This is a genomic window from Seonamhaeicola sediminis (assembly GCF_004358095.2).
GTDB classification, from domain to species: Bacteria; Bacteroidota; Bacteroidia; order Flavobacteriales; family Flavobacteriaceae; genus Seonamhaeicola; species Seonamhaeicola sediminis.
Genome location: NZ_SMZJ02000005.1, coordinates 190068 through 216880, shown reverse-complemented (window position 1 = coordinate 216880; position 26813 = coordinate 190068). Strand labels below are relative to the sequence as shown.

Here is a 26813-nt window from a genome sequence, read left to right as displayed (position 1 = left end):
CTATACAGTTTTATAAAAAAATAATTTGAGGTGCTAAAAGCTTCAATCTTTTGATTGGAGTTTTTTTCTTGCTTCTTACCAATGCCATAAATTTACTTAAAGGTTTAAGTAAACTTATGCTATAAATCTTCTAAAACAGTCAACACATTCCAATACATTGATAATATTGGTATTTTGCTTATGCATTATCTTTATTTAGAGTATAAAATTTCATCGTTAATAAGTTCTCTCTTTACATTTAGTTTATAGTTTTTACCTAAATATTGCTAATAAATAGATACTTTTAAACATTGGAATAAAATCAATTTTGAACACTTCCCCCATTCAAGTTCAAAATTCTCAAAATTAAATTTAAAAATTTGTATTACATAGGATTAGACATAGGTAGCTCCTCAGTAAAAGTAGCACTTGTAAATGCAGCTTCTGGCGAAAATATTTTAACCTTAAACGAACCAACCACCGAAATGGAAATTCAGGCCCTTCAAAACGATTGGGCAGAACAAGACCCAGACCTTTGGTGGACTTACGTCTGTAAAGCTATTAAAAGAGTTTTAGCAGAAACCAATGCTGATACTTCAAAAATATCAGGTATTGGTATTTCATATCAAATGCATGGATTGGTAATAGTGGACAGTGATGGAAAACCATTAAGAAATTCTATTATATGGTGTGACAGTAGAGCAGTTCACATTGGCGAAAAGGCTCATAAAGGTTTGGGCGAAGATTTCTGTGCAAAACACTTATTAAATTCACCAGGAAATTTTACGGCCTCTAAATTGAAGTGGGTAAAAGATAACGAACCTGAAATCTATGAGCAGATTTATAAATTTATGCTCCCTGGAGACTACATCGCCTATAAATTAACAGGTGAAATTACCACAACTAAAAATGGCCTTTCCGAAGGTATCCTTTGGGATTATAAGAATGATTCCTTAGCTGAATCTTTATTGGATCATTACGGCATTAATAAAGATCTAACACCTAACATTGTAGATAATTTTTCCAATCAAGGGGTTACTAACGCAAAGGCTTTAGAGGAAACGGGTATTCCCGCCGGTGTACCAGTTACCTATCGAGCTGGAGATCAACCCAACAATGCCTTGTCCTTAAATATATTTAACCATGGCGAAGTGGCTGCTACTGGAGGAACATCGGGAGTGGTTTATGCTGTAACCAACACATTAAAGTCGAAAGAATCTTCTAGAATCAACCATTTTATTCATGTTAATTATACGCCAGAAAACACCACTGTTGGCAAATTATTATGTATTAATAGTTGTGGAATCATGTATCGTTGGTTGAAGGATAATATTGGTATGAATTCTTATGAAGCCATGAATAACAAGGCGGCTGAGGCTCCCATTGGTTCTGAGGGTGTTACAGTTATTCCTTTCGGTAATGGTGCTGAGCGTATGCTTAATAGTAAAAACATAGGGGCTCATTTTTTAAACTTCAATTTAAATCTTCACAATAACGCACATTTGTGTAGAGCTGCTCTAGAAGGTATTGCGTTTGCATTTGTGTACGGTATGGAAATTTTAAAAAATGATAATGCCGAAATCAAGGTGATAAGAGCTGGAAACGATAACCTATTTAGAGCAGAAATCTTTTCAAATACAGTTGCCACCTTAATAGGTCATGAAATTGAAATTTACAACACAACAGGTGCGGTTGGTGCTGCAAGAGCAGCAGGTTTAACAGATGGAGATTTTAAGAAATTCGGAGAAAAAATTACTAAAAATGATCACGTCATGACTTTTACACCTTTGAAAAACAAAGAACCTTTTCAAAAGGCTTACAACAAATGGAAAAATGAACTAGAAATTATACTAAACAATAAATAAAAATTAAAAACATGGAATATTTTAAAGGCATTGATGCCATTAAATTTGAGGGAAAGGAATCTGATAACCCTTTAGCATTTAAATACTATAATCCAGATCAAGTGGTCGCTGGTAAAACTATGCGAGAGCATTTCAAGTTTGCCATTGCTTATTGGCATACATTCTGTGGGCAAGGGTCAGACCCATTCGGACCTGGAACACAAAACTTTGCTTGGGATCAAGCTTCAGACCCTATTCAAGCGGCAAAAGATAAAGCCGATGCAGCTTTTGAGTTTATTTCTAAAATGGGTTTTGATTACTACTGTTTTCATGACTATGATTTGGTTCAAGAAGCTCCCACCTTTGCAGAGTCTGAGAAAAGATTAGCAACTATTGTTGATTACCTAAAAGAAAAACAAACCGAAACAGGCAAAAAATTACTTTGGGGAACTGCTAACTGCTTCTCAAATCCTAGGTATATGAATGGTGCAGCTACCAATCCAGAATTTAATGTAGTTGCTAGAGCCGGTGCTCAAATAAAATTAGCCTTAGATGCTACGATTGCTTTAGGAGGTGAAAATTATGTGTTCTGGGGTGGACGTGAAGGTTATATGTCGTTATTAAATACGGATATGAAACGTGAATTAGACCACATGGCGCAGCTTCTAACCATGGCAAGAGATTATGCCAGAGGTCAAGGGTTTAATGGTACCTTCTTTATAGAACCAAAACCAATGGAACCTATGAAACATCAGTATGATTTTGATGCAGCTACAGCTATTGGATTCTTAAAGGAGTATGGTTTAGATAAAGATTTCAAAATGAATATTGAAGTAAACCATGCTACTTTGGCACAACACACATTCCAGCATGAATTAGAGGTATCTGCTAGCGCCGGTATGTTGGGTAGTATTGATGCCAACCGCGGTGATTACCAAAACGGATGGGATACAGATCAATTCCCAAATAACATTCAAGAAACTACAGAGGCTATGTTGGTATTCCTAAAAGCTGGTGGTTTACAAGGTGGTGGTGTTAATTTCGATGCTAAAATCAGAAGGAATTCTACAGATATGGAAGATGTATTTCACGCTCATATTGGTGGTGCCGATACGTTTGCTCGTGCTTTAATTACTGCAGATAAAATCATATCTTCGTCACAATATGAAAACTTGAGAACTAAAAGATATAGTTCTTTTGATTCTGGAAAAGGTAAAGCATTTGAAGAAGGGAAATTAGATATGAAAGCACTTTATGACATTGCTAATGAAAATGGCGAATTACCATTAACCAGTGGTAAGCAAGAATTATTTGAAAATATTATCAACCAATACATATAAGACCACACTATGGAAACAACTAATTCTAAGTATTTAATTAAACTAACTCTTGTAGCTACTCTAGGAGGGTTGCTTTTTGGGTATGATACAGCTGTTATTTCTGGAACTGTAAGTTCATTAGAACATTTCTTTGTACTACCGTTTGGATTAGAAGAAACCGCTGCAAATTCTCGTCTGGGATTAGTTGTTTCCAGTGCTTTAATTGGTTGCATTATTGGTGGACTTTCAGGAGGTATAATAAGTAAAAAATTTGGTCGTAAGAATGGATTAATTTTGGCGGCCATTTTATTCTTGTTATCAGCTTTGGGTTCTGCAATGCCAGAAATGATAGTAAAACCAATTGGAGAGGCAGATCATACCTTTATTTACATTTTTATTATTTATAGAATTATTGGTGGTATAGGTGTAGGGTTAGCATCCATGCTTTCTCCTTTATACATTGCTGAAATTGCTCCTGCCAAAATAAGAGGAAAATTAGTTTCTATGAATCAGTTTGCTATTATTTTTGGTATGCTGGTGGTTTATTTTGTAAATTACTTTATAGCAAAACAAGGCGATGATTCTTGGCTTAATACTATTGGATGGCGATGGATGTTTGCCTCAGAAACTATTCCTGCTACATTATTCTTAATAATGTTATTTATGGTTCCAGATACACCAAGGTCTTTAGTATTACAGTCTCAACCAGAAAAAGCTTTAGATGTTTTAACAAAAGTTAATGGTGTTGCTGAAGCCAAAAAGATTTTAGGTGAAATTCAAAATACGGTGGTGAGCCACTCCGGAAAATTATTTTCATACGGTATAACAGTTATTGTAATAGGTGTTTTATTATCGGTTTTTCAACAGTTTGTTGGAATCAATGTGGTGCTTTATTATGCACCTGAGATTTTCAAGAGCATGGGCTCTGGAACTGATGTGGCCTTACTACAAACTATTATAGTTGGTGCGGTTAATTTATTATTTACGGTATTGGCAATTATGACAGTAGACAAATACGGAAGAAAACCGCTCATGATTATTGGTGCAGTAGGAATGGCGTTTGCCATGTTCTCTTTAGGAACTTCTTTTTATTTAGAATCCGTAGGTATAGGAGCGCTTATATTCATGCTCATTTATGTTGCTGGTTTTGCTATGAGTTGGGGACCTGTTTGTTGGGTGTTATTATCTGAAATATTTCCTAATAAAATTAGAGGTAGAGCACTAGCCGTTGCGGTAGCTGCTCAATGGATTTCTAATTATTTGGTGTCTTGGACATTCCCTATGATGGATAAAAACACGTATTTATTAGAAACATTCAATCATGGATTCGCTTATTGGATATATGGTATTATGGGAGTCCTTGCGGCTTTATTGGTTTGGAAATTTGTACCTGAAACTAAAGGTAAAACTTTAGAAGAAATGGAAAATATCTGGAAGAAAAAATAATTTTAAAACATAAAAGGTAAAGCCTAAAAGTTCTTCTTTTAGGCTTTACCTTTTTATTAATTATTTAGGCTAATCATTTCCTAGTACTTTCCCGCTCAATCAAACTGGTCTTGACAACTTTGGTTTGAAACGGTTTGTCTGAGCCTCCTTCCAATCGGTCAATAAGTATGCTGGCAGCCATTTCTCCAATGTACTTACCGTGTTGGCTAATAGTAGTTATTCTAGGTGTTACATATTGAGGCAATTTGCCATTAGTAAAACAAATAATTGACATCTCATCAGGAATTAGATACCCCATACGTTTTACAATTTCTAAAGATTGTACGGCAGAACTTTCTTCTAAACACAATAAGCCATCAATAGATTTATCTGACAATACAATTTTCATAGCTGTTTCAAAATCTTCGCGTTTCCCTATTTTTACAATCAATTTTTGGTCTATTTCAATATTGTTTTCAACTAAAGCCTTCTCATAGCCTTTTGCCCTTAGTTTCCCAACACTCAAATTATCAATTACTGAAACTAAAGCAATACGTTTACACCCTGTTTTTATAAGATGAATGGTAGCATTGCGCGCCCCTTCAAAATCATCAACAATAACTTTATCACAAGCAATTTCATCAGTTACACGGTCAAACAAAACCATAGGTACCCCCTCATTAATGGTGTTCATTAAATGTTGATATTGTTCTTTTTCTTGGGTCTCCTCAGCAAGTGATAAAATAAAACCATCTAGAGTACCATTTTTTAAGAGTTCCATAGTTTTAACTTCCTTTTCGTATGATTCGTTTGAAATACAAGAAATTAAACTATAGCCTTTTTCGGTAGCTTTTTCTTCAATACCAACAAAAACCTTTGCAAAAAAGTTATTCATGATATTAGGAATGATTACTCCTATAGTTTTGGTTTTTTTATTGAGTAAACTTAAAGCAACACTATTAGGTTTATAATGATGTTCTTTAGCATACTGCTGAATTTTCTCTTTGGTTTTAGCACTAATTTCATAACTATCGCTTAAAGCTTTAGATACCGTAGCAATGGATACGTCAAATTGGTTGGCTATATGTTTAAGCGTGATTCTCTTTTTCACACGTTTAATTTTTAATGCTCCTCTATTAACTGATAGAGCAAGCTAATTTAGCTAATTAAAGTAATTATTTTTTAGTTATCTCTTGCATTTTATTCCATTATGGTTTTAATTACCTTTGTAAACTTAAATACACGTTTATGATTTATTCAATGACCGGTTATGGAAAATCTGTGTTGCAACTACCCACCAAAAAAATTACCATAGAGTTAAAATCTCTAAACAGCAAAAATCTTGACCTAAATGCAAGAATGCCTGCTATTTACAGGGAAAAGGAATTAGCTATAAGAAAACAACTAGCTAATACTTTAGAGCGAGGAAAGGTTGATTTTTCAATTTATGTGGAAATTACAGGAGAAGATTCTTCATCACAGATAAACAAACCTGTAGTGCAACAATACATAAACCAACTAAAAGAGGTAGTTGATGGCGATGAAACCGAACTACTTAAAATGGCTGTTAGATTTCCGGATGCCCTAAACACGGTTAGAGAAGAAATTGATGAAGACGAATGGAAAAAAATTCAAGCCGAAATAAATAATGCCGTTGCTGCTTTAAATAATTATAGAAAAGACGAAGGAAAAGTACTTGAAACCGATTTTATAAAGCGCATTGAAAATATTGGTGTTTTACTTGAAAAAGTAATAGCTATGGATCCAGAACGTATTGAGGCTGTTAGAGAACGGTTGTTAAAAGGTGTTGAAGAACTCAAGGAAAAATATGATGAAAACCGCTTTGAACAAGAGTTGGTTTACTACATTGAGAAATTTGATATTACCGAAGAAAAGGTTCGATTAAAAAATCACCTTAACTATTTTATTGAAACATTAAACTCTAAAGATTCCAACGGGAAAAAACTAGGGTTTATTGGTCAGGAAATAGGTCGTGAAATAAACACCATTGGTTCTAAAAGTAACTACGCGCCCATGCAACAACTGGTAGTACAGATGAAAGATGAACTAGAAAAAATTAAGGAACAGTTATTGAATGTGCTTTAGTTTAGTGAATAAAATGTAGTATTTAGTTCTAGTTCACACTATTTAAATAATTACAGATGTCATACTGAGCGCAGTTGTAGTACAATCAATAAAAACTAAAACTTTTGACAAAGAACGAAAATAAACAAGGCAAACTCATAGTATTTTCAGCACCTTCAGGTTCTGGCAAAACAACCATAGTAAGACATTTATTGGGTATTGAAAATTTGAATTTAGAGTTTTCAATATCAGCTACTTCACGAGATAAACGCGGCACTGAAGTTGATGGAAAAGACTATTACTTTTTATCAGCTAAAGCGTTTAAAAGCAAAATTAAAAACGAGGAGTTTTTAGAATGGGAAGAGGTTTATAGAGATAATTTTTATGGTACCTTAAAAAGTGAAGTAGAACGTATTTGGGCCTTAGGAAAGCATGTTATTTTTGATATTGATGTTTCTGGTGGACTTAGGATTAAACGTAAATTTCCAGAACAAACATTGGCTATTTTTGTAAAACCGCCAAGTATTGACGAGCTAAAAATCAGGTTAAAAAAGCGTAAGACTGAAAGCGCAGAAAAAATCAGCATGCGGGTTGCAAAAGCTTCAGCAGAATTAGCAACCGCACCATTATTTGATGAAATTGTGGTTAATGATGATTTAGAGAAGGCCTTTAAAGATGCTGAAACCTTGGTTAAAAACTTCATAAACTCCTAAGCATGAAGGTAGGGTTGTATTTTGGATCTTTTAACCCTATTCATGTTGGGCATTTGGTTATAGCCAATCATTTTGCAGAATACAGTGATCTTGACCAAGTTTGGTTTGTGGTAACACCTCACAATCCCTTTAAAAATAAAAGTTCTTTACTAGACAACTACCAGCGTTTAGAAATGGTTTATAGAGCCACCAAAGATTACTCTAAACTACAGCCAAGTGATATTGAGTTTAAATTACCGCAACCTAACTACACCATAAATACACTAGTGCATTTAGAGGAGAAATATCCAGATCATGAATTCTGTTTAATTATGGGCGAAGATAACTTAAAGCATTTCCATAAATGGAAAAATGCTGAGGTTATTCTAGAAAATCATCACATCTATGTCTATCCTAGAGTTACTAAAATAAAGGTTGAAACTAAATTTGACGACCACAATAAAGTACATTGTATTGATGCACCAGTCATGGAAATTTCTTCAACTTTTATTCGCAATGCCATTAAGGAAGGTAAAAATGTACAGCCTATGTTGCCTCAACATGTTTGGGAATATTTAGATGAAATGAATTTTTACAGATAATTAAAAATCCTTATTTTGATTACAGAAATTTTGGTCGTTTTAAATTGTAATCATCATGGATAAAACACGAAGAAACTTTTTACAAAGCTTAATGTTGGCGCCATTAGTTGTAGGAGCTAACAGGCTCATGGCTTATACTAGCCCTATTAAAAATAACAAGGCTACTAGACTGCAGTACAGTATAAATGCCTATTCTTTTAACACAGAACTAAGAAGTGGAGCCATGACTTTTTATGATATGATGGAATATGCTGCAGATATTGGTTTAGATGCTGTAGACTTAACAGGGTATTATTTCTATTCCTATCCAAAACCACCAACTAATAAAGACCTTTTTGAGTTAAAAAGAAAAGCACTTAAGTTAGGACTTGATATTTCATGGACAGGTGTTAGAAATGACTTTGCAACTCCAAATGTAGAAAATAGAAATAGTGATATTGAACTTATCAAGAACTGGCTAGAGGTTTCTTCAAAATTGGGGTCTCCAATCATGAGAGTATTTACCGGAAGACATAAAAGTGATACCCATTCAAAAGATGAGATAAAGGAATGGATGGTGAAAGACTTTAAAACCTGTGCTAAATATGGTGAACAGAATGGTGTTATTGTTGGTTTGCAAAATCATGACGAATTTTTATTTACCAGTGAGGAAGTCATTGACGTTTTAAAAAGAGTAAATTCAGACTGGTTTGGATTAATTTTAGACTGTGGAAGTTTACCTTCAAACAACCCTTACAAAGAAATTGAAACCCTTGCTCCTTATGCTAATTACTATTTTGTAAAAGAACATGTAAAACAGAAAGATAGTACTAAAGTTCCAGCAGATTTAAAACGTATTGCCCAAATTATACAATCCAGTAATTATGGCGGGTATGTATCGTTTGAAAGCCTGAAAGAAGGAGATACCAAGGCTATTATAAAAAGTATGGTTAGTGAATTTAAATCGGGGCTTATTAATTAAAAATTAAATGTAAATGGAAATAGCAATCATTGCACACGATGGTAAAAAAGCTGAAATGGTTCAGTTTATAAATCAACACAAAGAAAAACTACAAGAAAAGAAAATTGATATAATATCTACGGGTACCACGGGAGGAAAGGTTGAAAATGCTGGTATTAAAGTCACAAAAATGCTATCGGGTCCGTTAGGTGGTGACGCCCAAATTGCCGCCAGAGTTGCTGAGGGAAAATGCAAAATGGTTATCTTTTTTAGAGACCCCCTTGAAAAGCACCCTCACGAACCCGACGTTATTATGCTTATGCGTTTGTGTGATGTACACGACGTACCACTAGCAACCAATCCTGCTACAGCAGAATTGCTTGTAAGCGCCCTTTGAAAGTTGATTTTGTAAAATTTACATATAGAAATAAACCGAATTACAAGAAATATAAAGAATGAAAAAAAACTACTTTTACCCCCTTTTGTTTTTTGTCTTTTTATCTGCTACAAAACAACTCATAAAAAAGAATTCATGGAATTTTAGGGATTATGATAAAATTGAATATGATTTTTTAATGTCTGCGTCAAATGAAGTTAATTATTTAAATCAAAAAAATGGTGTAAAAGTTTCTGCAAACTTAATTGTTGATGTTTTAGATAGTACCTATGCAAATGTCATTCTTATAAATAAAAAGCTCATTGAGAAAGTAAATGACTCTGTGACCACATTTGATGAAATTCAATTGAAGGATGATGTTATATTTGAAAAGTACACTAACCAAGGAAAAATAGAAGGAGAAATTTCAGAAGAGGCTGCTGCAATGAAGGATATACTTTTCCCTGTTCTTAGCAAAGAACTTGAAATAGGAGAATCAATTACTGAAAACTTTAAAATACCTTTTGATCTGGGCAATAACATTATAGAATTGGATGTAGAGCATAATATCTCTAAAACTAAATCTGAGATTGGAATTAATACTTATTCTGCCAAAATTAATTCAATAAAACACGCATTAGAACATCCTAATATAGATTCTATGACCGTCTATATTAAAGGGAATTCAAATTTTCAATTCGACAATAATAAAGGTGTATTTTTAAACCAACAGATTGATCTAGCTTTTTATGTTAAAGGGAAATTAGGTGAAAATGAGTTGTCTGATATTCTAACTTTCAAAATTAATCAAGATATAAAACTAAGAAACCTAGAATAAGTATTAAGTAAAACAATCGTTATAACTTTATTGTTGAAAAGCACTCACCAATCTTCATAAAAAGCATAAAAAAACAAAAAAAAAGAAACCGCCTAAAGCGAAATTACTTTAAACGGTTTCTAAACTAAATAACCAACCAAAATATTATTTTACTCTTGTGTTTTCTCTGGGGTTGTCTACCCTTTTATTTTTAAACTTACGTTTTTTATCAAGCTCTACAGTTTTTCCTTTGGAGTCTGTAGTCTTCAAATATTGAATATATCCTCGCCCTTTAAATTCATACACGGTTTCAGAGGTTGGATGATACAATTCAATGGTTCCGTCATCTATAACGGTCAATTCAAAAAATTCATTGTCAAAGAAATCATAATCTAATGTTAAAGTTTTAAGATATAAGTTGTTTGAAACGTTACCTACACCATAAACCCCAGTATAATCCCATTGAAGCCTATTTACGTTAGTACCTACTTGGTCTTGAGAGCTTCTAAATTCAGAATCATTACCCCCAGCTAAAAACTGTAAAAAGTTTTCGCTATCAAATTCATTAATGGCTCCAAACTCGCTGGTATATGTTTTCTCCCAAGCCTCATACTCTTGTAAGAAATAATGAATGTTATCATAGAATACAAAATCGTAATCAAAATTATTACGTTGATAGCCATCTAAAAAGTAAGAAGTATCATTGTTAGGGTTGTAAAGTTCAATGGTATTAGCATCAATTTGAAAAACATCAAAGGTTGAAAAACCATCAATATCATGATATACATCTAAAATCATATTATAAGCTTCATATTCTCCCACATCAATCCCAAATCCATTACCATTGTTTCCTAATCCTGCAATATTGTTATTGGCATATATTACACCGCCCCTAAAAGAAACTGTAAAGGCCTTTTGTAAAAACGGTGTTTCTCCATATCCCGAAGTAGCATTAATATCTACATACCATAATTCATAAGAGTTTAGTAACTGGTTTATAGAAATAGAGGGTTCTTCAATAAATTCGTCTACATGAACTTCAGTATAACACGATGTAAAAAGTGTTGCTGATAAAACAAATGTAAAAAGTAGCTTTAGAGTCTTCATATTATCTTCATTTTAGGGGTTATACGTAGTTGTTTTCAAAACACGTGCCAAAAAATTTTCCTTTAAGAACAGATAGGTGCAACAGCTTTAATATATTTACGTACTTTTAAACTGAAATTGATAAGAAGTATTTATGGGAAAACCTTTAAAATATGCAGTTTTTGGTGGTGGAAGTTGGGCAACTGCTATTGTAAAAATGCTTTGTGAAAATCTTGATGAAGTAGGTTGGTACATGCGTAGTGTTTATACTAAAGAACATATTTTAAGAGAGCAGCATAACCCTAATTACTTAAGTTCGGTTGAGTTTCATTTAGAGCAATTAAAGCTAAGCAATGACATTAACGAGATTGCAGCATGGGCAGATGTATTGTTTTTTGTAATTCCTTCGGCTTTTATTCATGATGAACTAGAAAAACTTACAGTTAATATATCAAATAAAACCATTGTTTCGGCTGTAAAAGGTATTATGCCAGAATCTGGTTTATTAGTTGGTGAACACTTCCATGAGTTTTATAATTTACCCTATGAAAATATTGCGGTAATTGCAGGTCCCTGTCATGCTGAAGAAGTAGCCTTAGAACGTTTATCTTACCTTACCATTTCATGTTCCAATACTAATAAGGCTAAAGAAATAGCCAAGGCTTTATCTTCAGAATACATCAACACCAAAGTTAGTGATGATGTTATTGGTATTGAATACGCTGTTATGTTAAAAAATATTTATGCTATAGCAGCTGGTATAGCACATGGCTTGGGTTATGGTGATAACTTCCAGAGTGTCCTTATGAGTAATTCCATTCGTGAGATGAATAGGTTTATTAAGAAAAGACATAAAATGAAACGTAACATTAATAACTCTGCGTATTTAGGTGATTTATTGGTTACTGGCTACTCTACTTTTTCAAGAAATCGTTTGTTTGGGAATATGATTGGAAAAGGTTATACCGTAAAATCTGCTCAGATGGAGATGAATATGGTAGCAGAGGGTTATTATGCTACCAAAAGTGCACATCAACTCTACGAAAGAAATAATAAAAGAACCCGCATTCCCATTATTAATGCGGTATATTCTATTCTTTACGAAGGGAAAAACCCTAAAAAGGTGTTTAAAAAATTAACTGAAAAGCTGAATTAAATGCTTAAAGTTCTTTAAAACACCTTTAAAGTGACTAGAGGTCTTAACTTTAAAAAAACACACCTCAAATAATCAACATAGGTGACTTATTATTTTGGATTTGAAGTAAATGAATATTTAATTCTTAATTACTGAATAGAGAGGATAAACTTTCTAATACTTTCAGCATCTAATCCAACCAATTTTTGAAGTTCTTCAACTTTACCATGTTCCACAAAATTATCAGGAATGCCCAGTGTTTTAATCCTGTTTTTATAATTGTACGCGGACGCAAACTCGAGAATGGTACTCCCAAAACCTCCTTTTACAGTACCATCTTCAACAGTAATAATGGTATGATATGTCTTGAATATATTATGAAGTAAAACCTCATCTAAAGGTTTTACAAACCGCATATCGTAATGTGAAACGTTTAAATCTATTATGGCTTCAGTAACATTTTTTGCAATAGCACCAATGCTTAAAACAGCAAGTTGCTTACCTTGTTTTAATTGTTCACCTTTACCAATATCAAGTGGTTTAAAAGGTTGTTTCCAATCTATAGTTACGCCCCTTCCTCTTGGATAACGAATAGCAATTGGCTGGTCAAGTCCCAACTGAGCCGTGTACATGATATTGCGCAATTCAACTTCGTTTCTGGGAGCAAAAATGATGAGGTTAGGTATACTTCTTAAATAAGCTAAATCAAAAACACCGTGATGTGTTGCGCCATCTTCACCAACCAAACCAGCTCTATCTAAACAAAAAATAACGGGTAGTCTTTGTAGTGCCACATCATGAATCACCTGATCATACGCACGCTGTAAAAAAGTAGAATAAATATTGCAAAATGGAATAAGCCCTTGTGTTGCCATACCTGCTGCTAAGGTCACAGCGTGTTGTTCTGCAATACCAACATCGAAAGCTCTATCTGGAATTTCTTCCATCAGATATTTAAGGGAACTTCCTGTTGGCATGGCAGGAGTAATTCCTATAATCTTTTCATTCTGTTTTGCTAATTCAACTATTGTGAGTCCAAATACGTCCTGATACTTGGGAGGTTGTATCAAACCAGATTTCGGTAACAAATCTCCTGTAGATGCATCAAATTTACCAGGAGCATGGTATTTTACTTGATCATTTTCTGCTTGTTTTAAACCTTTGCCTTTAGTGGTAATTACATGTAATAATTTAGGGCCTTTTACGGTTTTTAAACGTTCTAATTCTGAAATGATTTTTTCCAAATCGTGCCCATCAATAGGTCCTGAATAATCGAAATTTAAAGCTTCAATGATGTTATTGCGCTTTTGAGTGCCTTTTTTCACATTAGTTAAATACTGCTTTAAAGCACCAACACTTGGGTCAATTCCTATGGCATTATCGTTTAAAACTACTAATAAGTTAGCATCTGTAACGCCTGTGTGATTTAAACCTTCAAATGCCATACCACTGGCAATAGAGGCATCACCAATAATTGCAATATGATGTTTGTTTTCTCCTTTGAGTTTAGAAGCAATGGCCATACCTAAAGTAGCAGAAATAGAGGTAGAGGAATGTCCAACACCAAAACTGTCGTAAACACTCTCTTCGCGCTTTGGAAACCCACTGATGCCTCCCAACTGTCTGTTAGTGTCAAAGATGTTTTTTCTACCAGTTAAAATTTTATGTCCGTAGGCCTGATGCCCTACATCCCAAACTAATAAATCTTCTGGTGTATTGAATACATAATGTAAGGCAATGGTTAACTCAACCACGCCTAAACTAGCTCCCAAGTGGCCTTCTTTAGTAGCTACAATATTGATAATAAACTCACGTAATTCTATAGCCAGTTGAGGTAATTCATCTTGCTTTAAGGTACGCAACTCCTTGGGTGAGTTTATATGTGTTAACAATTGCTTTTGCACATCGCAAAAGTACGAGATTGAAATCGTATTTTTGTTTCTATGGAACACATTTTTGATGATGCTTATTTTATGCGGAAGGCTCTACAGGAAGCTGAAATAGCTTTTGATAAGGGCGAAATTCCTGTAGGCGCGGTTATCGTAATTGATGATAAGATTATTGCTCGCGGACATAACTTAACCGAAACTTTAAACGATGTTACCGCTCATGCCGAAATGCAATCTATTACTGCCGCTGCCAATTTTTTAGGCGGGAAATATCTTCAACAATGTACTTTGTATGTTACTTTAGAACCTTGCCAGATGTGTGCTGGGGCATTGTATTGGAGCCAGATTTCTAAGATTGTGTTTGGTGCCAGAGATATGGAGCGAGGTTGTATTAATTTAAAAACGAAATTACACCCTAAAACAAAGATAGAAGGCGGTGTTTTGGCTAAAGAGGCCAGTGAGTTGTTAAAACGGTTTTTTATAATGAAACGAAACCTGAATTAGTGCTTATTCTTTTCTTGAGACTCACGCATTCTATCTAAATTTTCTTTGGTAAGCATGTAGTCTTTAAGATTTTTGTCTTTCCAACGATAATAAGAAAATAGAGGAAACACCACTATAAATAAGCCTACTACACCAAAACCAATAAGTTTTTGGGAGTTTTCAGTTTGACTTAAAAAACCAAATAGTATTAAACCTGCCGATGCTAAAAATAATATTAAGATAATGTACTTCATTAATGGGTAACGTTAATTAACTGACGTCTGTAGGCTGTTAATAATTTAGATTTAGAGATATAACCATAATACTTGCCATGTTTTATAACCGGTAAATTCCAAGCACCACTAGTTTTAAATTTTTCCATAATGGTGTTCATGGTGTCTTCATCATAATTGATAATTCCGGCATCTGCATGCATTAAACTACCGGCATTAACCTTTTCGTATAAGTCTGTATTAAACATCATGTGTCTAATATCGTCTAAATGGATAACTCCTAAAAATTCGTGAGACTCATTAACTACTGGAAAATGATTTCTAGATGATTTTGCCACAGCATTTTTTAAAATATATCCCAAAGTCATATCTGGCTTTAGAATAACAAAGTTAGTTTCAATGACTTTATCAATCTCTAACATCATCAACACATTTTGGTCTTTGTCATGAGTAATTAGTTCACCACGCTCAGCTAATTTTAATGTATACACAGAATGTGATACATAATATTTAGTAATTGCAAAGGAAATAGCAGATACAAGCATAAGTGGTACAAAAAGCTCATAGCCACCTGTAATTTCAGCAATAAGGAAAATAGCGGTTAAAGGAGCATGTAAAACACCTGCCATTAAACCAGTCATTCCTATTAATGTGAAGTTAGATTCAGACACATTAAAACCAAAACCAATGTTGTTTATCACTTTAGCAAACGCATTACCCAAGGCACTTCCCATTACCAATGTGGGAATAAAAACACCGCCAACGCCTCCAGCACCAAATGTAGTGGTCATAGCTATGGCTTTAAATAATGTAATACCGAATAGAAGAGCTATAACTATCCAAATATTATCTAAATCTAAATTAAAAGGTGTTCTGCCAATGGCTGCAATATGGTCTCCTTTAAGTAAATTGTTCATAATGCCGTAACCCTCACCATAAAGGGGAGGTATTAAAAATAACATGGTCCCTATGGCTAAGCCTCCAATAAGCAAACGTTTTGCTCTGCTTTCAAATTGCTTAAAAAAGTTGGTAATAGAAAAAAAGACTTTAGAAAAGTACACAGACATATGTCCGGTAACTAAACCAAGTACCACATAAAAGGCTATATCGTTTATTTCAAATTTGTCAATTAACTCAAACCTCAATAATACATCAGTACCTAAGAAAAAATAGGAAGTCACTACAGCAGAAACAGAAGCTAAAAGCAGTGGTACTAAAGATGCAAAAGCAATATCTAGACTAAATATTTCAATAGCAAATACAATGGCTGCAATAGGAGCTTTAAACATAGAAGCCATGGCACCTGCGGCTGCACATGAAATTAAGAGTAATCTGGTTTTAGTGTTCATATGAAACAAACGAGCGGCATTAGATCCTAAAGCAGCACCCACACTTACAGCAGGTCCTTGAAGTCCTACTGAACCACCAAAACCAACGGTTAAAGGAGCGGTTATTAAACCTGCATAAATATTATATCTAGGAATGATACCATTAAGTTTGGAAATAGCATGCAATGTTGTAGAAATACCATGTCCAATATGCTTTTTTAACCAGGTTTGCTTTATGATATAAACCAGTAAAAGCCCAATAATAGGTAAAACGAAATAAAGGGTACTTTGGTAATCCTTAAATATGTAGAGATTAAAAAAATGACGAATATAATGTGTTAAGTTTTTGAGTACTACTGTACCCATACCCGCTAAAAAACCTACAAGAATACTAAGTATGTAAACAAATTGACGCTCTGAAATATGTTTGTATTTCCAGATTAGAAATTTCCTTAAAAGACTTCTAGCATTTGGCATTTTTAAAAGTAACAAAAAATCCCGCAATGTGCAGGATTTTCATATTATGATTTAAGGTTCAGTTTTAAACGTAATTCTTCTAATTGTTCTTCGTCAATAGGCGCAGGTGCATCTATCATAACATCACGACCAGAATTGTTTTTTGGGAAGGCAATAAAGTCACGAATGGTCTCTTGGCCTCCTAAAATAGCTACCAATCTGTCTAAACCAAATGCTAAACCACCATGTGGTGGAGCTCCATACTGAAAGGCATCCATTAAAAACCCAAATTGTGCTTTGGCTTCTTCTTGTGTAAATCCTAAATAATCGAACATTAAGGATTGTGTTTCTTTATCATGTATTCTTATAGAGCCTCCTCCTATTTCGTTTCCGTTCAATACCAAATCGTAAGCATTAGCTCTTACAGCTCCTGGATCTGTTTTTAATAATTCAATTTGCCCTGGCTTGGGTGAAGTAAATGGGTGGTGCATAGCGTGGTAACGTTCTGTTTCCTCGTCCCATTCTAACAACGGGAAATCCATTACCCACAGTGGCGCAAATTCATCAGGTTTACGCAAACCTAAGCGCTCTGCTAATTCCATACGTAGCGCACTTAATTGAGTCCTAACCTTATTGGTGTTCCCAGAGAGTACACAAATTAAATCGCCAGGTTTAGCTCCTGTTACTTCTGCCCATTTTGCTAAATCATCTTGGTCATAGAATTTGTCTACAGAAGATTTATATGAGCCGTCTTCGTTACAACGGCAGTAAACCATACCTAGAGCACCTATCTGTGGACGCTTTACCCAATCTATTAATTTATCAATTTCTTTTCTTGTGTAACTGTTTCCTTTAGGCACAGCAATACCCACAACCAATTCAGCATTATTGAAAACATTGAAATCTTTATGTTGAGTAACTTCGTTCAACTCACCAAATTCCATCCCGAAACGAATGTCTGGTTTGTCATTGCCATATAAACGCATGGCATCATCGTACTGAATTCTGGGGAACTTGTCAATTTCAACACCGTTAATCTCCTTTAATAAATGACGTGTTAACCCTTCAAAAGCATTCAAAATATCTTCTTGTTCTATAAATGCCATCTCACAATCAATCTGCGTAAACTCTGGTTGTCTGTCAGCACGTAAATCTTCATCTCTAAAGCATTTTACAATCTGGAAATATTTATCCATACCACCAACCATAAGCAATTGTTTGAAGGTTTGAGGTGATTGTGGTAATGCGTAAAACTCTCCTTCGTTCATTCTACTTGGTACTACAAAATCTCGAGCACCTTCTGGAGTAGATTTTATTAAATAAGGTGTTTCTACTTCTATAAACCCCTCTTTTGAAAGATAGTTTCTTACCTCTTGTGTTACTTTATGCCTAAATATAAGACTGTTTTTAACGGGGTTACGACGAATATCTAAATAACGATATTTCATACGCAACTCTTCACCACCATCGGTTTCATCTTCAATAGTGAATGGCGGTAGAATAGCTTTGTTAAGAATATTTAATTCTGAAACTAAAATTTCTATGTCACCAGTTGTTATATTTGGGTTTTTAGAGGCACGTTCAATAACGGTTCCTTTGACTTGAATTACAAATTCACGACCCAAACTTTGGGCTTGCTTCATCATGTCTTTTGAGGTACGCTCTTCATCAAAAACTAATTGGGTGATGCCATAACGATCACGTAAGTCTACCCAAACAATAAATCCTTTATCACGAGATTTCTGAACCCAACCAGCTAGGGTAACTTCTTCATTTATATTTGTAGCTCTTAATTCGCCACAATTATGACTTCTATACATGATTGTAAAAATTGAAGTGCAAATTTACATAAGTTCGTGGATTAAATGTTTATTTAAGTGTTGAATTTACATCTATGATGATGAGATTCTGAAACAAGTTCAGAATGACAAAGTCAAAATGAAAAGAGCCGCAATAAATACGGCTCTCTTTTGTTAAGAAATTGAATTATTTACTAACTAAAAATTTTATCCTAGTTTTCTTAAAAATATTTTCCGTTTTAGCTTGTTCACTAAAAAGAACAATACAGGAACTATAATGAGTGTTAAGAATGTTGCAAATATCAACCCAAAAATAACAGTCCATGCTAAAGGGCCCCAAAAAATTACATTATCTCCACCTATATAAATATTTGGGTCAAAGTTGTTAAATAAAGAAAAGAAATCAATGTTAAAGCCTATGGCCAGAGGAATTAATCCAAAAACAGTGGTGATAGCTGTTAACAATACGGGTCTTAAACGTGCTTTACCTCCTTTTACAATGGCTTCTTTAATATCCTCTACAGGAAGGCGTTCTGCAACATCAATATCATCCATTGTGGCGCGTTTTCTATCTATTAACAATTGGGTATAATCAAGTAGAACAACACCATTGTTTACTACAATTCCTGCAAGGGAAATAATACCCATCATGGTCATCATAATTACAAAAGACCATCCGGTAAATACTAAACCTAAAAATACGCCTGCAAAACTTAAAAAGATAGCGCCCATGATGATTGTAGGTTTAGAAACTGAACCAAACTGGAATATGAGTATTAACATGATTAAACCTAAGCCTGCTAAAAGTGCTTTGTTTAAGAAAGCCTGTTCCTTGGCTTGTTCTTCTAACTGACCCGTGTAATCAATTTTAATATCACTTGGAAGTGCTCCATAGGTGTCACCGTATGATTCCATTTCTGCTTTAATTTGACTTACAACAATATTAGCATCTATAAAACCTGGGGCCAAAGCAGAATACACCGTTACTACACGTTTATAATCGCGATGCTTTATAGAACTAAATGATGAGGTATTAACCTGTTTAGCTACTGCCGAAATAGGGACTTCTTTTAATTGCCCTGTGGCTTGGTCTCTAAAAATGATATTTTGATTAAATAATGCGCTGGTGTTGTATCTTAAATCTTCATTAAAGCGCACATTGATATCATAATCTTCACCGTCTTTTTTATAAACACCCGCTTTAGCTCCAAATAGAGAGTTGCGTAATTGTTGTCCTACTTGACCTGCAGAAACGCCTAATTCTCCAGATTTTTCACGGTCAATATCAACTCTAGCAACAGGTTTTCCACGGTTTACATCAATCTTTAATTGGTCAATACCGGGTACATTTTTACTATCAATAAACTTTTTTATGTTTTCGGCAACCGTAATGAGCTGGTCATAATCTTTGCCTTCAATTTCAATATTAATGGGGTATCCGGTAGGAGGGCCAACAGGATCTTTTTCAACAGAAATAGAAACCCCGGGGTAAATACCTTTTAGTGCATTTTGAATGTCTTTACGCAGCTCTTCACTGTCAATAATATTGTTATTAGCATCTCTTCTAAATTTAAACTCACGCATGGTAGCAGTAATTTTACCCTTATTGGGCATTTCTGCTGCAGAACCACCATCGGTAAACGGGTTACCCGCGCCTTCACCAACTTGAGATACTACAGATTCTACCAAGAAATTCTTGCTATCATCAGTTGAGTTGGTATACTTCTCGCTTCTAATAACTTTGTAAACACGGTTTTCAATACTTTTTGTAATCTCATTGGTTTTTTCAATAGCTGTTCCCTCTGGGTATTCAATATATACCATAATTTGTTTGGGCGTATTATCTGGGAAAAACTCTATGTTAGTTCTTTGGGTTCCAACCGAGATTCCAAAAGCCATGAAAGAAATAATTAAGATGAGCACAGTGCCACCAATATATACGTAGGGCATTTTTCCTTTTAGGGCATTTCTTAACTGCTTTTCATATAAGTTTTCTAGGCGTGGTAAAAATTGGTCTTTAAAGGTATGGGTTGCACCTTTAATAAGGTATTTATATGCCCAGAGTAATGATGCACTAAAAATAAGTAACGTACCTAATCCACGGATAGCCCCTCCAATAAAGTATATAAATAACCCTAAGAGTACTAATATAATAGTGATTCTAATTAAACTTTTTAGAGGTATGGTATCTTCTTCAATTTTCATGAACTGTGACACCATAACGGAGTTGATAAAAACCGCCACAAATAGTGAAGACCCTAGAACTATAGATAGGGTAATAGGGAAGTAAATCATAAACTCTCCCATCATTCCTGGCCACATTCCTAACGGAATAAATGCTGCCACGGTTGTTAAAGTTGAAATAATTATTGGCATAGCAATTTCACCAATTCCTTTTTTGGCAGCTTCAATGCGGCTCATACCTTCTTCATCCATTAAACGATAAACGTTTTCTACCAGTACAATACCGTTATCTACCAACATTCCTAGCCCCATAATGAGCCCGAATAGAATCATGGTATTCATGGTATAACCCAAGATTTGCACAATCATAAAGGCCATAACCATAGACATAGGAATGGCAAAACCAACAAACAGTGCATTTCTAAACCCAAGGAAAAACATTAACACCGTAGTTACTAGAATAATACCAAAAATGATGTTATTTACTAAATCGTCAACTTGATTTAAGGTGATTTGAGACTGGTCGTTAGCCGTTGTAATTTTTACATCTTTTGGTATGGTGTTGGTTTCTTGTGAAGTTTTAATGATTTTATAGATGGCGTCTGCTGCTGCAACCATATTTTTGCCTGAACGTTTCTTAACATCTAACATGACCACATTTTTACCAAAGTCTCGAGCAAATGTGGTGTGGTCTTCATCAATAAAAGAAACAGTTGCTACATCACGTAAATACACAGCACCATTATCTGATTTTACCACAAAATTTTCTAGCTGTTCTGGGTTACTAATTTCTCCAATAACTCTAACAGTTCTTCGTTGGCCACTGGTAATAAGATTACCAGCACTCATAGTCATATTACCATTTTGAATAGCGCCAATAACATCATTAAAGCTTACTTTAGCAGCCATCATTTTATAGATATCTACAGCTACTTCAACTTCCTTTTCTTGAGCACCACGAATATCTGCGGCTTTTATTTCTTCAAGATCTTCAATGTCATCCTGAAGTATTTCTGCAAATTCTTTAAGCTTATCTACAGGGTAATCACCAGTTAGATTGATGTTAAGAATAGGCATTTCTTCAGAAAAGTTTAAGTCGAAAACATCTGGTTCTACTTTAGCTCCATTAAACGTAGGCCAATCTTCGGATGCTTTTTCACTATCAACCTCATCTTTTACTTTTTGCCTCGCAGCTTCAACGGAGATATTTTCATCAAATTCAATAATAATCATACCGTAATCTTCCTGTGAAGTAGAAAGGACTTCGGTAACATTGCTAATATTTTTTACCCGGTCTTCAAGTGGGTCTACAATAAGTTTTTCTATGTCTTCGGCTGTATTACCTGGGTAAGGTGTGCTAATATATATTTTAGTTTCCTTTACTTCTGGGAAGCTTTCACGTGGTAAGCTAAAGTAAGCCGAAACACCAAGAAAGAGAAAAATACCAACTATTACATAAACTACGGTTTTGTTGTTTATGGCCCATGAAGAGGGTTTGAATTCTTTATGTAGTTTGCTCATTCTTTTTTAATTTGAAATTTCTACTTCTTGCCCATCCTGAACACTTCTGGCACCTTCTTTAACAACTTGATTTCCAGATTCTAGTCCTGTTAGTACTTCAATAAAATCACCTTGTGTTTTACCGGTAGTGATGATGGCTTTTTTTGCTTTACCAATATTGTTTTCGCTTACACCAGATACCACAAAAACATATTGTTCTCCAGCACTATTTTCTGAAATAATACTTTGTGGGATTAGTATAGCTTCTGGGTTTGTGTAGTCGTTAATTTTAAGTTTTCCCGTTAAGTTGGGCTTAATATCTCCCTCTTTATTTGGTAGGCCAACTTCAATTTTAAACGCTCTGTTATTGGGGTTAATAAAATTTCCAACCTGACGAATGGAACTTTTTACTGTTTTACCTAAGGCAGGAAAGTTAACTTCGGTCATCTTGCCCTTAGTAATACTGGGAATGTGGCTTTCAGGAACTTCAGCCTCAATATACATATTATTTAAATTTACAATCCTTAAGAGTGGTGTTTGTCCAGGAGCCACCACGCTACCTTGATCTGTTATTACATCGTCAATAATTCCAGAAAAAGGAGCTTTTACATTAGTTTTATCTAATTGAGATTGTAATTGTTTTACTGTATTTTGAGTGGCATTAAATGTGGTTTCGGCCTGTAGAAATTGAATTTCAGAACCAATTTTTTGATCCCATAGTCTTTTTTGGCGCTCATAGGTGGTTTTAGCTAAGGCTGCTTGTGTTTTAGCTTGAGATAGTTGCTCACTTAAACCACCATCATCAATTTTGGCTAAAGTTTGCCCTTTACTAACTTGTTGCCCTTCCTTCACATAAACATGTTTGAGAACCCCTGAGAATTCAGGATATAGCACAATGTTTTGTTTGGTTTTAACACTGCCTTGAATTTCTAAAAAGTGATTAAATGCTACTTCTTTAATAGGTATTGTGGTAATTAATGGTAGCAATTTTTTACCATTTAGTTTATCTAAGGCGGTATCAATTTTTTGTAAACTAGCAGCTATTTCTTGCTGCTGCTTTTTTAATTCACTTCGTTTAGCCTCAATGCTTTCAAGATCTTTAGAAGCAATGATATCTTCTACAGATTGATTTTTATCTCCACCACACGATGTTAATACAAGTAGTGCTATGAGTATTGTTGTTATATATTTCATGATATGATTGATTTTTAGTTGTTTATTTTATTTGAAATCGTTTCCAGTTCAGCCTTTCTGTTGATAACATCTAGCATGGCTTGTAAAAATTCTTGTTGTGCACTATATAACTGAATTTGCGCTTGCCTCAAATCAAAACTGGTGGCAATACCTTCAAAAAATTTGGTTTGATTTTTATTTTCAATACGTTCGGCAAGATTTAAGTTCTCTTTTTTATTGTTATAATCTTCTAGCGCAAATTGATAGTCACTTTTTGCTGATTCTATTTGCAATTTAAGACGTTGTTCTGTTTCGGTTAATTCGTCTTTAGATTTTTCTAAATTTATTTTAGCACGTTGTGTTCTGGCACTTTTTTGCCCTGACCCAAAAATTGGAATTTGCATACTAACTCCTAAAAGGCCAAAGCCAAAGTATTCTTGGTCGCTATTTAAAAAATTAAAATCATTACTAAATGAAAGATACCCACCTGTTAAAAATGTACTTAGGGTAGGTAGTGCTCTACTCTGTTCTAATTTTACCAAAAGTTCTTTAGAGACTTTGTCATTCTCGGCTATTTGGTAATCAATAGTGCTATCAACTGAGAATTCTTCACTCAACAACCCTAAATCAATATGCTGTACCGTAAGTGTTTCTAAATTATCTGTAAGGATTGTGTTTGTATAAACATCTAAACCTAGTGTCATGTTAAACATTTGGTACGCTACTTTCTTTAATCTAATAGTGTTGTTGAGGTTACTGTTAATTCCAGATAGGGTGATTTTTAATTGTTCAACACTTTCTTCTTCTTCAAGCCCATTTTCATATATCTTAACAATATCATCTAAGTTTTTTTGAAGAGTAGCTTTGTTTTTTTCTAATATTTTTACAGTTTCTTCTGCTAATAAAACATTACCATAGGCGTTAATAACTGCTTTTCTAATTTCCAAATCGGTCTTTGTTTTAGCATTTTCAGAAATTTCTAAAAATACTTTGGCAGATTGAAGCCCAACAAGGTAAGAGCCATCAAAAATAAGTTGCGATAGTGTTGCAGAAGCATTAATATTTTGAGTAGTTCCAAAAATTACAGGAACTAATTCAGAACTAGGGTCACTAAAATCACTTGGTATAACTGTAACCTGCTGCTTTAAAAAGTTTTGATAATCTATACTACCATTAATTTGCGGGAGTCCCGTAGCTATGGTTTCCCACTTTTGTTTTTTTGCAGCTTCAATATCGCGTTGCGCATTTTTGGCTGTTCTATTGTTTTCCAGAGCGTAATCTATGGCTTCCTGTAAAGAAAAACTATGAGTCATTTCCTGAGAAATAAGCGTAAGGCTGCTTAGTAAACTAAACAATATAATTAGTTTGTTTTTCATGTGTTACTAGTTATTGTTTTTATGTGTTTTATGATTGATTTGATTTTATAAACGTATTTAAAATTTGGAGTCCTTTATCTGTAACTATAGCTCTTAAATGGTATTCTAAATAACTTTCAATTAAATATTCCATGTCATAATTATTCAAAGGGAAAATAGTTTGATCTTTTATACCTGTCATACCTGTAAAATACATTCTAGAAATGAAGTCTACATCAATAGATTCTCTAAACAAACCAGTATCAATACCATTTTGCAGGCTTTCTTTTACAGAGTCGTACATTTTTTCAAATTGCTTCAGTTGTAGCTGATTGTAAATTTGCGGATAGTATTTTTTTAATTGGAATTGAGGTGAGGTTTTTTCGTCTTTCAAGTAATGCAAAACAAACATTTTTATGTCGTACAACTCTTTTATTGGATTATCAGAGGTATTGCAAATGCCATCAATACCCTCACAAACATTTTCAAAAACAGTAAAAGTTACAGCTTCTACCAATTTGGTTTTATTGGCAAAGTGTACATAAATAGTTTTTTTAGAAATGGCCATTTCATTAGCAATATCATCCATGGTAACGCTTTTAAACCCGAAATTTAAAAACAACTCTGCCGCTTTATTGATAATTTTTTCTCTCATAATTTAGTGTGCAAATATACTTTGGAAACTTTAAAAACAAAATAAGTTTCCAAAGTTTTACTTTTTTTTAACACTAAGTTCACATTACTCCTTTTTTATAAAATGAATTGCTTTATTTTTGTTTTATGCTATCCATAGAAAAATATCAAAAGGAGTTTTTGTCTTTTTTAGGGGATTACTCCGTTGTAAAAGAGCCAAAAGGGTTATATGAACCAATTGAATACATTTTAGGTTTGGGGGGAAAACGATTACGTCCTGTATTAACTTTAATGACTACAGATATTTTTGGAGGTCATTATAAAGAAGCTTTACACGCGGCATTGGGAGTTGAGGTTTTTCACAACTTTACTTTAGTTCATGATGATATTATGGATGATGCTCCCTTGCGAAGAGGAAAAGTAACGGTACATGAAAAATGGGACACTAATACAGGCATCTTGTCTGGCGATGCCATGTTAATTATGGCGTATCAATTGTTTGAGAATTATCCACCAGAGATTTTTAAAGCTTTAACAAAATTATTTAGTAAAACAGCTATTGAGGTTTGCGAAGGTCAGCAATATGATGTTGATTTTGAAATAAGAAATGACGTTACCATACCTGAATATTTAAGAATGATTGAATACAAGACATCGGTTTTGGTAGCTACAGCAATGAAAATGGGAACTATTATTGCAGGCGCTTCAGAAGCAGACCAAAATAGCATATACGAATTTGGAAGAAATTTAGGGATTGCTTTTCAGTTACAAGACGATTATTTAGATGCTTTTGGGAATCCAGAAAATTTTGGGAAGCAAGTAGGAGGTGATATCATTGAAAACAAAAAAACTTACTTGTACTTAAAAGCTTTAGAATATGGTTCTGATAATGAACGAGAAAGGTTAATTCATTTATTCAATAATGAAACCAATAAAACTGAAGAGAAAGTATTTGTAGTAAAAGAATTATTTAAATCTACGGGAGCTTCTGTTGCCACAAAACAAGCGGTTCACGATTATACCAACAAAGCCTTTTCTGTTTTAGAAACTCTAAATATTTCTGATGACAGAAAAGAACTTTTAAAAGCATTTGGGGCTAGTTTAATGAATAGAAGTGTGTAATGCAGTTTCCAACTACTTTTGACGATGTAATAGTTGAGGCTAATGATTTAGATTTATACAAAAAGTTAGTTCTTCAGCTTAATAAAGATTTTTTGTTGGCAAATATAGATTTAGATTTTCATGAAGATATTTTACCATCTAGCTTAAAACTTTTACTTCATGAGACTATTTATAAACTCATTCAAGAAAAGTTTGCAGACTATTTAAACCTGCTATACATTATTGATGTTTCTGAAAAAGCTATAAAGTCTTTACAGGGAGATGATACCGTTAAATTAGCAGAAGAGGTGTCGTTTTTAATCTTAAGGCGCGAATGGCAGAAAGTCTGGTTTCGCAATTGCTATTAATCCGTTCATAA

Annotated in this window: 23 protein-coding genes; 13 read left to right on the top strand and 10 right to left on the bottom strand. The window is 34.0% G+C overall.

Annotation, left to right across the window (positions count from 1 at the left end; genetic code table 11):
• Positions 1-359 precede the first annotated feature (359 nt).
• The 3 genes from E1J38_RS10520 to xylE are packed head-to-tail and all read left to right on the top strand — an operon-like array spanning position 360 to position 4588.
• Positions 360-1844 carry a xylulokinase gene (locus E1J38_RS10520; RefSeq protein WP_133356508.1) on the top strand — a complete coding sequence of 495 codons (1485 nt, stop codon included), beginning with the start codon at positions 360-362 and terminating at the stop codon, positions 1842-1844.
• An 11-nt stretch (positions 1845-1855) separates the two neighbouring features.
• Entirely contained in the window at positions 1856-3163 is a 1308-nt protein-coding gene (gene xylA / locus E1J38_RS10515) for a xylose isomerase (protein ID WP_133356507.1), read from the top strand.
• A 9-nt stretch (positions 3164-3172) separates the two neighbouring features.
• Positions 3173-4588 (top strand): D-xylose transporter XylE, encoded by a 1416-nt coding sequence (gene xylE / locus E1J38_RS10510; protein WP_133356506.1) that lies wholly within the window; start codon positions 3173-3175, stop codon positions 4586-4588.
• Positions 4589-4661: 73 nt separating this feature from the next.
• On the opposite strand, the gene E1J38_RS10505 is transcribed toward xylE, so the two are convergent.
• The gene (locus E1J38_RS10505; protein ID WP_133356505.1) at positions 4662-5678 is read right to left on the bottom strand and encodes a LacI family DNA-binding transcriptional regulator; all 1017 of its coding nucleotides are present in this window, start codon (positions 5676-5678) and stop codon (positions 4662-4664) included.
• A gap of 137 nt (positions 5679-5815) precedes the next feature.
• Between E1J38_RS10505 and E1J38_RS10500 the strand changes: the two genes are divergently transcribed.
• The 6 genes from E1J38_RS10500 (at position 5816) to E1J38_RS10475 (ending at position 10100) form a co-directional block, all read left to right on the top strand.
• Complete coding sequence (locus tag E1J38_RS10500) at positions 5816-6673, top strand: YicC/YloC family endoribonuclease (protein ID WP_133356504.1); 858 nt, start codon at positions 5816-5818, stop codon at positions 6671-6673.
• A 104-nt stretch (positions 6674-6777) separates the two neighbouring features.
• A complete protein-coding gene (gene gmk / locus E1J38_RS10495; protein ID WP_133356503.1) occupies positions 6778-7365 on the top strand; it encodes a guanylate kinase in 588 nt (195 codons plus the stop codon).
• A 2-nt stretch (positions 7366-7367) separates the two neighbouring features.
• Positions 7368-7946, top strand: coding sequence for a nicotinate (nicotinamide) nucleotide adenylyltransferase (gene nadD / locus E1J38_RS10490; RefSeq protein WP_133356502.1), 579 nt, complete (start codon positions 7368-7370; stop codon positions 7944-7946).
• Between the two features lie 55 nt (positions 7947-8001).
• A complete protein-coding gene (locus E1J38_RS10485; RefSeq protein WP_133356501.1) occupies positions 8002-8907 on the top strand; it encodes a sugar phosphate isomerase/epimerase family protein in 906 nt (301 codons plus the stop codon).
• Between the two features lie 13 nt (positions 8908-8920).
• Positions 8921-9283 (top strand): methylglyoxal synthase, encoded by a 363-nt coding sequence (locus tag E1J38_RS10480; protein ID WP_133356500.1) that lies wholly within the window; start codon positions 8921-8923, stop codon positions 9281-9283.
• A 58-nt stretch (positions 9284-9341) separates the two neighbouring features.
• Positions 9342-10100: a hypothetical protein gene (locus E1J38_RS10475; protein ID WP_133356499.1), complete on the top strand. Its 759-nt coding sequence runs from the start codon at positions 9342-9344 to the stop codon at positions 10098-10100.
• A 144-nt stretch (positions 10101-10244) separates the two neighbouring features.
• Here the strand turns inward: E1J38_RS10475 and E1J38_RS10470 are convergent, their stop codons facing one another.
• Complete coding sequence (locus E1J38_RS10470; protein ID WP_133356498.1) at positions 10245-11186, bottom strand: nicotinic acid mononucleotide adenyltransferase; 942 nt, start codon at positions 11184-11186, stop codon at positions 10245-10247.
• 133 nt (positions 11187-11319) lie between these two features.
• Here E1J38_RS10470 and E1J38_RS10465 point away from each other — a divergent pair, with 133 nt between their 5' ends.
• Complete coding sequence (locus E1J38_RS10465; RefSeq protein ID WP_133356497.1) at positions 11320-12321, top strand: NAD(P)H-dependent glycerol-3-phosphate dehydrogenase; 1002 nt, start codon at positions 11320-11322, stop codon at positions 12319-12321.
• 128 nt (positions 12322-12449) lie between these two features.
• Here E1J38_RS10465 and dxs read toward each other — a convergent pair whose 3' ends face one another.
• On the bottom strand, positions 12450-14204 hold the full coding sequence (gene dxs, locus E1J38_RS10460) for a 1-deoxy-D-xylulose-5-phosphate synthase (RefSeq protein ID WP_133356496.1): 1755 nt from the start codon (positions 14202-14204) through the stop codon (positions 12450-12452).
• Positions 14205-14243: 39 nt separating this feature from the next.
• Between dxs and E1J38_RS10455 the strand changes: the two genes are divergently transcribed.
• Positions 14244-14693 (top strand): nucleoside deaminase, encoded by a 450-nt coding sequence (locus E1J38_RS10455; protein ID WP_133356495.1) that lies wholly within the window; start codon positions 14244-14246, stop codon positions 14691-14693.
• On the opposite strand, the gene E1J38_RS10450 is transcribed toward E1J38_RS10455, so the two are convergent.
• From E1J38_RS10450 to E1J38_RS10420, 7 genes are all read right to left on the bottom strand, one after another.
• Positions 14690-14926, bottom strand: coding sequence for a hypothetical protein (locus E1J38_RS10450; protein WP_133356494.1), 237 nt, complete (start codon positions 14924-14926; stop codon positions 14690-14692). The two genes, E1J38_RS10455 and E1J38_RS10450, sit on opposite strands and share 4 nt — an antisense overlap.
• The gene (locus E1J38_RS10445) at positions 14926-16710 is read right to left on the bottom strand and encodes a chloride channel protein (RefSeq protein WP_133356493.1); all 1785 of its coding nucleotides are present in this window, start codon (positions 16708-16710) and stop codon (positions 14926-14928) included. The genes E1J38_RS10450 and E1J38_RS10445 overlap by 1 nt, the downstream gene beginning before the upstream one ends.
• 44 nt (positions 16711-16754) lie before the next feature.
• Positions 16755-18509, bottom strand: a complete 1755-nt coding sequence (gene aspS / locus E1J38_RS10440) for an aspartate--tRNA ligase (RefSeq protein ID WP_133356492.1) — start codon at positions 18507-18509, stop codon at positions 16755-16757.
• A 186-nt stretch (positions 18510-18695) separates the two neighbouring features.
• A complete protein-coding gene (locus E1J38_RS10435; protein ID WP_133356491.1) occupies positions 18696-22193 on the bottom strand; it encodes an efflux RND transporter permease subunit in 3498 nt (1165 codons plus the stop codon).
• Positions 22194-22199: 6 nt separating this feature from the next.
• A complete protein-coding gene (locus E1J38_RS10430) occupies positions 22200-23366 on the bottom strand; it encodes an efflux RND transporter periplasmic adaptor subunit (protein WP_133356490.1) in 1167 nt (388 codons plus the stop codon).
• Between the two features lie 14 nt (positions 23367-23380).
• Positions 23381-24721 (bottom strand): TolC family protein, encoded by a 1341-nt coding sequence (locus E1J38_RS10425; RefSeq protein WP_133356489.1) that lies wholly within the window; start codon positions 24719-24721, stop codon positions 23381-23383.
• A 28-nt stretch (positions 24722-24749) separates the two neighbouring features.
• Positions 24750-25355 carry a TetR/AcrR family transcriptional regulator gene (locus E1J38_RS10420; protein ID WP_133356488.1) on the bottom strand — a complete coding sequence of 202 codons (606 nt, stop codon included), beginning with the start codon at positions 25353-25355 and terminating at the stop codon, positions 24750-24752.
• A gap of 125 nt (positions 25356-25480) precedes the next feature.
• On the opposite strand from E1J38_RS10420, the gene E1J38_RS10415 reads away from it, so the two are divergent.
• Together E1J38_RS10415 and E1J38_RS10410 are read left to right on the top strand one after the other, a co-directional pair.
• Positions 25481-26455 carry a polyprenyl synthetase family protein gene (locus E1J38_RS10415; protein WP_133356487.1) on the top strand — a complete coding sequence of 325 codons (975 nt, stop codon included), beginning with the start codon at positions 25481-25483 and terminating at the stop codon, positions 26453-26455.
• Positions 26455-26802: a hypothetical protein gene (locus E1J38_RS10410; RefSeq protein WP_133356486.1), complete on the top strand. Its 348-nt coding sequence runs from the start codon at positions 26455-26457 to the stop codon at positions 26800-26802. The genes E1J38_RS10415 and E1J38_RS10410 overlap by 1 nt, the downstream gene beginning before the upstream one ends.
• Positions 26803-26813: the final 11 nt, after the last annotated feature.